The sequence below is a fragment of the Gemmatimonadota bacterium genome (genome assembly GCA_016209965.1).
In the GTDB taxonomy this organism is placed as follows: Bacteria; Gemmatimonadota; Gemmatimonadetes; order Longimicrobiales; family RSA9; genus JACQVE01.
The window spans coordinates 1-7,832 of the sequence record JACQVE010000131.1; the positions used below are offsets into that span (position 1 = coordinate 1).

The window sequence follows — 7,832 nt, forward strand, 5'->3', positions numbered from 1 at the left end:
AATTCGGCGCCGATCAGATCCAGCGCGCAGGTCTCGCTGGCCGCCACATAGCCGCCATCCTTGCGACCCAGCACCAGCGGCCGGAAGCCCCAGGGGTCGCGCGCCACGTACAGCGTATCGCCCACCGTGATCAGTACGGAGAAGGCGCCCTCGAGCCGCGAAAGGGCGTCCCGGATCTGCTCTTCCACGGTGTCCGCCCGGGAGCGCGCAATAAGGTGGACGATCACCTCCGAGTCGATGCTCGACTGGAAGAGCGCTCCCTCGCCCACCAGCTCCTCGCGTACCGTCAGCGCATTGGTAATGTTGCCGTTGTGCACCAGCGCCAGATCGCCCTGGCGGTAGCGGACCACCAGCGGCTGTGCGTTGTGCAGCCCGGGGCCGCCAGCCGTCGAATAGCGCGTGTGGCCGAGCGCGGTCCGGCCGCGCAGGCGGCCGAGCGTCGCGGCGTCGAAGCCCTCGGCGACCAGGCCGGCCACCCTTTCCAGACGTGCGCTGCCGTCCTGGACCGCGCAGATGCCCGCGGCCTCCTGGCCCCGGTGCTGCAGCGCGTAGAGGCCCAGGAACGCCAGCTCGGCGGCGTGGTCGATGCCGGATACCGCTACGATCCCGCACATGGAAAGGCTGCGCTGGCTGCGACGGACCGGGCTGCGCTCAATCCGCTCCCTCGGCGATGGTTAGAGGCCCTGCTCGACCGTAATGCTCTACCCTTCTGCACTTACGGCGGTCCGCCTGGGCACGGACCAGGCCGGGCGGCCTGCTCGCACGCGGCCTTCACCCCAGCCACCGCTCGAGCCGCTCGGCCTCGAAGCGGTGCTTCTCCCTGAGGTGGGCAGGGGCGGCGCCGGCGATGCGGACGGCGGGCGCGGGCTGGGCGTAGAAGTCGCCCTCCACCAGTGCCGCCTGGTTGCCGCCCATCTCGATGAAGCAGGCGCCCCTGCCGTCGAAGCTGGGCGGTGCCGCGGCGGCGCCCAGGGCGGCGGCGATCTCCTGGGCCACGACCTGGGCCTGGGCCTCGGCGAAGATGCCCGCCTTGGGCAGCGCTGTGGCATTGGCGAGCGGGATGTGAGTGACATCGCCCACGGCCCAGACGCCCGGGTGCTGGGTGGCCAGGGTGCGCGCGTCCACGGGAATCCAGCCGCCCTCGCCCCCGAGCCCGCTCTCCTGAACCATGCGGGGCGGGGCGTGAGGCGGGACGATGAGGGCGACGTCGCAGGGGAGCTCGCCGTCGTCAAAGACAATGCGGCCCGCCTCGAGCTGCTCGACCTTGCGGCTCACGTGGTGCTCGATGCCGCGGATGCCGAACTGCTCGGCGACCCAGCGCGCGCCCTCGGGGCCGGCGTTGGGCAGGAGCGCGGGCTGGAGGGTGGAGAAGAAGATGTGGAAGCGGCTGCGCAGGCCGCGCTCGCGGAAGCGGTCGTCCAGCAGCATGGCCGCTTCGTAGGGCGCGGGCGGACATTTGTAGGGCAGGCCGGCGATCGCTACCGCGATGCGGCCGCCATCCAGGTCCGCTAGCCGGCGGGCGGCGGCTTCGACCGAGGCGGCGTCGTACAGGTTGAAGCCGTGCTCCTCGAGGCCGGGCACGCGCTCGGGACGGGGCTCGGCCCCCAGCGCGACGACGATGTAGTCGGCTTCGAAGGCGCCCTCGTTGGTCTCGACCCGCCGGCGCACCGGGTCAATGGACCGGATCTCGGCCTGGACGAAGCGGATGCCGCGCGCGGCGAGTCGCGCGAGCGGGCGGCGGCCTTCCTCGAGGGTGGCCCGGCCGATCAGCACCCACAGTTTGCGCAGGCCCATGAAGAAGCCGTCCCGCCGCTCGAGCAGCAGGACCTCGTGGGCGGGGCCGAGCAGCCGGGCGAGCTCGGTCGCCGCGGCCAGCCCGCCGAAGCCGCCGCCCAGGATCAGAGTCCGCGTTGCCATGCGGCACCTCTCCCTTCAAATTTCCTCGCGCATGGGATCATAGGTCGCGGCCTCCGGCTGCACAACGCAGGCGGGCCTGGCGCTTGCGCCACTCCTCGAAGGACAGTGGCAGGTGCCTGGCCAAGCAACCTGGAAGGGAGGGAGGGGCAATGGCGCAGCACGTTTACAAGATCACCGAGATCACGGGCTCTTCGCCCGAGGGCGTCGAAGACGCCGTGCGTACGGCCATCGCGCGGGCCGCGCGCACCGTGCGTAACATGCGCTGGTTCGAGGTGATCGAGACCCGCGGCCAGATCGAGGGGGACCGCGTGGCCCACTGGCAGGTGACGCTCAAGATCGGGTTCACGCTGGAGGGGTGAGGGCCCCGTCGCCGGCCTGGCGGTCGCCGCCATCACTGCCGCTACTGGTCGAACCGCTCTGAAGGGGTGCCGGCACGCAGCAGAGGCAACGCGGGCACCGGCATTGAAGGCGAAGTGGTCGAGTTCGTAAGTACGGCCGAATGCGGCCGTATTTGCGGATTCGACCACCACGCGCGGATCGGATACCGGCAGGCGGCGCTAGGCCGCCGGGCGCGGCGGGTCTCGGCTGTGCGCTCACGTTCTCCTCCGGGTGTGTTTCCCATGGCAGCGTAGCCCTGCCGGGCGCTCGATTCCGGGCGCCCGTCAAACGTTTACCAGCGGTTGCAAGAATTCCGCCAGCGGAGGAGCGGGCGCCGGAGGGATGCGTCAATGCGTCGGTCGCTGACGCGGAGGGGGGAGTGTGGTCAGCGCGGCATGGGGGGGTGCTCGATCTCGACCTCGACGGCTGCGGGGGAGTGCTCCATAAGCCGGGGGATGGCCTGGTGGTAGGCCTCGGCCAGCTCGGCGGCGGGCAGGTCCAGGCGGGCGGTGGGTGTGCGGATCACGAAGCGCCCGCCGACTTCGCCCACGTGTCCGAGGGCGGCGGCGGGCACGCCAAATTCCGCGGCCGTCTGCAGCACCCGGGGCGCATGCTCCGGCGCGCAGGACACGACCACTCGCCCCTGCGCCTCGCCGAAAAGCAGCGCGACCAGCGGGAGATCGTCGGCCAACTCGACCTCGAGGCCCAGAAGGCGCTCCGGCTCCGCAATGGCACTCTCGGCCAGGCAGACGGCGAGCCCGCCCTCCGAGCAGTCGTGCGCGCTCTTGAGCAGGCCGGCGGCCGCCAGCGCGAGCACGGCCTCCTGCAGCGCTTTCTCCGCATCCAGATCCAGGGCGGGCGCATCGCCGGCGAGGCGGCCGTGAATCACCTTGAGGTACTCCGAGCCGCCCAGCTCGGAGGTGTTGCGGCCCAGCAGCACCACCGCATCGCCCGGATCGCGGAAGCCCAGGCCGAGCCGGCGCCCGACGTCCTCCAGGACGCCTACCATGCCGATCACGGGCGTAGGGTAAATGCCGCCGCCCGGGCTCTCGTTGTAGAAGGAGACGTTGCCGCCCACCACGGGCGTCTCGAAGCGGCGGCAGGCCTCGGCAATGCCCAGCACGGCCTCGCGGAACTGGTAGTAGACTTCCGGCTTGAGCGGGTTGCCGAAGTTAAGGTTGTCGGTCACGGCACGGGGCCGTGCTCCCACGCAGACCAGGTTGCGGGCGGCCTCCGCCACAGCGATCATGGCGCCGCGGCGGGGGTTGAGATAGACGTAGCGGCCGTTGCCGTCTACCGTGGCGGCGATGCCCAGGCTGGTGCCGCGGAGCCGGAGCACGCCCGCGTCGCTGCGGCCAGGCGGGAGCACAGTGGCCGTGCGGACGGTGGTGTCGTACTGCTGGTAGATCCACTGCTTGGAGGCGATGCTGGGCGAGCTCAGGAGCCGGAGCAGCAGCCGCATGGGGTGTGTGGCGGTGGGGGTGGCGTCCAGCTCGGAGGGGTCCCAGGCGCGCAGCCGCTCGACCTCGACGGACTCCCGCCCCTCCCGCAGGTAGGTCGGGCAGCCATTCACGAGGGCGGCGGCCGGGATCTGGCAGACCACGCGACCGTGCTCCCGTACGCGGTACACGCCGTCGGCAGTGACCTGGCCGATGACGGCCGCCTCGAGCTGCCACTTGCCCAGGATGCGCGTCACCTGGGGCTCGTGGCCGGCGCGGGCCACCACCAGCATCCGCTCCTGGGATTCGGAAAGCAGGATCTCGTAGGGCGTCATCCCGGGCTCGCGGGTGGGGAGGCGGGTCACGTCTATGTCCACACCGGTGCCGGCGCGGGCCGCCATCTCACTGGAGGACGAGGCCAGGCCGGCGGCGCCCATGTCCTGGATTCCGACAATGCTCCCGCTCCTGACCAGCTCGAGCGAAGCCTCTAGGAGCAGCTTCTCCGTGAACGGGTCCCCCACCTGCACCTGGGGACGGCTGGCCTCCGATTGCGCGGCCAGCTCCTCGCTGGCGAAGGTGGCGCCATGGATCCCGTCGCGGCCGGTGCGCGCGCCCACAGCCAGGATGGGATTGCCCGGCCCGCTGGCGTGCGCCCGGATCAGTTGCCCTTTGCGCAGCAGTCCCAGGGCCATGACGTTGACCAGCGGGTTGGCGGCATAGGGAGCATCGAAGTAGATCTCGCCGCCTAGGTTGGGGATGCCCACGCAGTTGCCATAGTCACCGGCGCCCTTGACCACCCCGGCCAGCAGGTAGCGCGAGCGGGAGTGCGACAGCGGGCCGAAGCGTAGCGAATCCAGCACCGCCACGGGCCGCGCGCCCATGGTGAATACGTCGCGCAGGATGCCGCCCACCCCAGTGGCTGCGCCCTGATATGGCTCGACGGCGGACGGGTGGTTGTGCGACTCGATCTTGAAGGCCAGTGCCCAGCCCGCGCCCAGGTCGATGACGCCGGCGTTCTCGCCCGGTCCCTGGAGCACCCAGGGAGCCTGGGTCGGGAGCATCTTGAGCAGCGGCTTCGAGTTCTTGTAACCACAGTGCTCCGACCACAGGGCACTGAAGACGCCCAGCTCGGTGTAGGTGGGCGGGCGGCCCAGGAGGTCGAGAATGCGCGCGTATTCCTCTGCGCTCAGTCCGTGCTGGGCGCCGAGCGGGGGGGTGATGGGCGGGTCGCCGGGGCAGGGGGCTGGGGGTGGCGACGACGTACCCGTACCCGTACCCGCACCCGTACCCGTACCCGAACGCGTGGCCCTGCCGGGCTCAATGGCGGTCTTGCGCCCGTCCGGAACATGTCCCTGGCCCGACGCGTCTGCTGCCCGGGCGGCCTGCGGCTGGGTGCTTGACGCGGTGTTGGGTGCCGCGGCGCTGCTCTGTCTCGCGGCTAATCGGGTACGGGTGCGGGTGCGGGTACGAGGAGTCGCTGCTCTGCGGGCTTCCGCGTGGTCGCGAACCGACTCGAAGAGGGGGCGGCCGTCGCAGGAGCCGAGGAGCGCGTCCACGGCGCGCTCGGGATGGGGCATGAGGCCGAGAACATTGCCCGCCTCATTGATGATGCCGGCAATGTTGTGCATGGACCCATTAGGATTGGCCTCTTCGCTGGCGTTGCCCTGGGCGTCCACATAGCGGAAGACAATGCGCTGTTCGGCCTCGAGGCGCTCGAGCGTGGCCGGGTCGGCGACGTAGTTACCCATACCGTGGGCGATGGGGAGGCGCAGCACCTGGCCGGCCTGGTATGCGCTGGTGAAGGCGGTGCGGCTGTTCTCGACGCGTATGCGGACCGGGAGGCTGCGGAACTTCAAGGATCGGTTGCGGACCAGGGCGCCGGGCAGCAGTCCTGCCTCACAGAGGACCTGAAAGCCGTTGCAGACGCCGAGCACGGGCCCGCCGGCCGCGGCGAATCGCAGGACCGGCTCCATGATGGGGCTGAAGCGTGCGATAGCGCCGGCGCGCAGGTAGTCGCCATAGCTGAAGCCGCCGGGCAGAATGACCAGGTCGGGCTCGCCCAGCACGTGCTCCTGGTGCCAGACGAAGCGGGTCCCGGCGTCCAGCACCTCGGTGGCGGCCTTGTAGCAGTCGTAATCGCAGTTCGAGCCGGGGAAGGTGATGATGGCGACGCGCATGTCAGTCCCCGGGCAGCACCTGGATCTGGTAGTCTTCGGTCACGGGGTTGGCGAGCAGCTTGCGGCACATCGCCTCGGCCAGCGCTCGTGCCTGCTCTGCGTCGCTGGCGGCGAGGCGGAGGTGGATCAGGCGCCCCATGCGCACGTCTTCCACGTCCTGGAACTCGAGCGACCGGAGCGCACTGCGTACGGCGTTCCCTTCCGGGTCGAGCAGCCCCTGACGCGGCGTGATGCGCACCTCGACGCGGTACCGGTTCACTCGCTTTCCTCCTCAGGCGGCGGGCGTTTCTTGCCTGGCGTTGGCGGCAGGTCGGCGCCGTTGCTGGGGTCCGTATCCCCGCCGGAATCCGGTTGCCGGTCGGCGGGAAACGCCTCGGGCGCACCTTCGTGCTCGCGGCGCGGGCGGCGGCGGTGCGGCCACCAGATGCGGCGGTGCGGCGCGAACTCGTCGTAGTCCAGTTCCCGCAGCTCGGCATCGGCCTCGTCACCTTCCTCGCTCTCGCTGTCCAGGAGCAGGTCGCGCTCGGGCAGGCGCTCGAAGAACCCGAGCACGAGCGCCTTGCCGATTCCGTAGGCCACGTAGGCCAGCAGCGCGGGGAAGAAGAAGAGCGCGGGAATGGTGAACACGGCGGCCAGCACGGCCAGGAAGAGGACGAGCGTGCCAATGCCTCGGGCGGAGCGGAACCCGAACTTGGGTACCACCGGGTAGAGCACGTGGCTCATCATGAGCACGCCCAGGATCACCATGAATGCAGTCATGAGCACGGGCCAGGGCAGCCCGGCCAGATGCTGCTGGAAGAAGCCCGTCTGGCTGAAGGGGTAGAAAGTGGCGAGGCTCATGCCCGCGGCGGGGGAGGGAAGGCCGTGGAAGGCGACCTTGGCGTGACCGGACTGCTCGACATTGAAGCGGGCCAGGCGGACGACGGCGCCGGTCACGTACATGAAGGAAGCGATCCAGCTCCACTGGCCGTCGGCGAGGAAGATGTGGTACATGACGAAGGCAGGGGCGACGCCGAAGCTGACGGCATCAACCAGCGAGTCCAGCTCCGCGCCGAAGCGGCTGCCCGTGCGGGTGACGCGCGCTACGCGGCCGTCCAGGGTGTCGGCCGTTCCGGCCAGGACGATGAGCCAGGCGGCGGTGTTGAAGTGCCCGCGTGCGGCGGAGACCAGCGCCCAGATGCCGAAGAACAGATTGGCCACGGTCAGTGCGCTGGGGATGATGATGACGCCGCGCTGCAGTCGCCCGTTCATGGCGCCTCCCGGGGCGGCAGCTCGGCGAGCACGGTCTGGCCGGCGCGGGCGCGGTCGCCAGCCCGGACGCGGAGGCGGGCCGTCAGAGGGAGGTAGAGGTCGACGCGCGAGCCGAAGCGGATCAGCCCTATGCGCTGCCCCTGCACGACATCGTCCCCACGACGCACGTCCGTGACAATGCGCTGGGCCACGAGCCCCGCGATCTGGCGGACCAGCACCTTGAAGCGCCCGTTATCTATGCCCACGGATGATTGCTCGTTTTCTGTGCTCGCCCGCTCCCTCCACGCCGCCAGGTATCGGCCGGGCTGGTAATGCCGGTACCCGACCATGCCGCTGACCGGTGCGCGCTGCACGTGCACGTCGAAGAGGCTGAGGAAGATGGAGATGCGGCGGGCCGCGCCGCCCAGGTAGGCCGGTTCGTGGACGTCGATGATCTGGACTATGCGCCCGTCTGCGGGGGCCAGGATGAGGTGCTCGCCGCGCTCGCCCTCCCGCGCCGGGTCACGGAAGAAGAAGGTGAGGAAGATGGTGAGCACGACCATGCCGTAGGCGGCGAGCCAGAGCGACCAACTCCCGGCCAACGCGGCCAGGACGAAGGCGGTCAGCGCTAGCGCCGTGCCGGCGGCGATGAAGGCGTATCCTTCGCGGGCGATGCTCATTCGCGTTGTTC

The 7,832-nt window shown here is 70.3% G+C and carries 7 protein-coding genes; 1 reads left to right on the top strand and 6 read right to left on the bottom strand.

The window, feature by feature from the left end:
- The coding region (locus HY703_05410) for an amidophosphoribosyltransferase (protein MBI4544607.1) at positions 1–614 on the bottom strand (614 nt) is incomplete at its 3' end.
- A 157-nt stretch (positions 615–771) separates the two neighbouring features.
- Complete coding sequence (locus tag HY703_05415) at positions 772–1,917, bottom strand: NAD(P)/FAD-dependent oxidoreductase (protein MBI4544608.1); 1,146 nt, start codon at positions 1,915–1,917, stop codon at positions 772–774.
- 149 nt (positions 1,918–2,066) lie between these two features.
- Here HY703_05415 and HY703_05420 point away from each other — a divergent pair, with 149 nt between their 5' ends.
- A complete protein-coding gene (locus HY703_05420) occupies positions 2,067–2,276 on the top strand; it encodes a dodecin domain-containing protein (GenBank protein ID MBI4544609.1) in 210 nt (69 codons plus the stop codon).
- 404 nt (positions 2,277–2,680) lie between these two features.
- Here the strand turns inward: HY703_05420 and purL are convergent, their stop codons facing one another.
- The 4 genes from purL to HY703_05440 all read right to left on the bottom strand — a co-directional run.
- Positions 2,681–5,311 carry a phosphoribosylformylglycinamidine synthase subunit PurL gene (gene purL / locus HY703_05425; GenBank protein MBI4544610.1) on the bottom strand — a complete coding sequence of 877 codons (2,631 nt, stop codon included), beginning with the start codon at positions 5,309–5,311 and terminating at the stop codon, positions 2,681–2,683.
- A gap of 601 nt (positions 5,312–5,912) precedes the next feature.
- Positions 5,913–6,170, bottom strand: a complete 258-nt coding sequence (gene purS, locus HY703_05430; GenBank protein MBI4544611.1) for a phosphoribosylformylglycinamidine synthase subunit PurS — start codon at positions 6,168–6,170, stop codon at positions 5,913–5,915.
- Entirely contained in the window at positions 6,167–7,162 is a 996-nt protein-coding gene (gene pssA / locus HY703_05435) for a CDP-diacylglycerol--serine O-phosphatidyltransferase (GenBank protein ID MBI4544612.1), read from the bottom strand. The genes purS and pssA overlap by 4 nt, the downstream gene beginning before the upstream one ends.
- The coding region (locus HY703_05440) for a phosphatidylserine decarboxylase family protein (protein MBI4544613.1) at positions 7,159–7,832 on the bottom strand (674 nt) is incomplete at its 5' end. The genes HY703_05440 and pssA, both read right to left, overlap by 4 nt.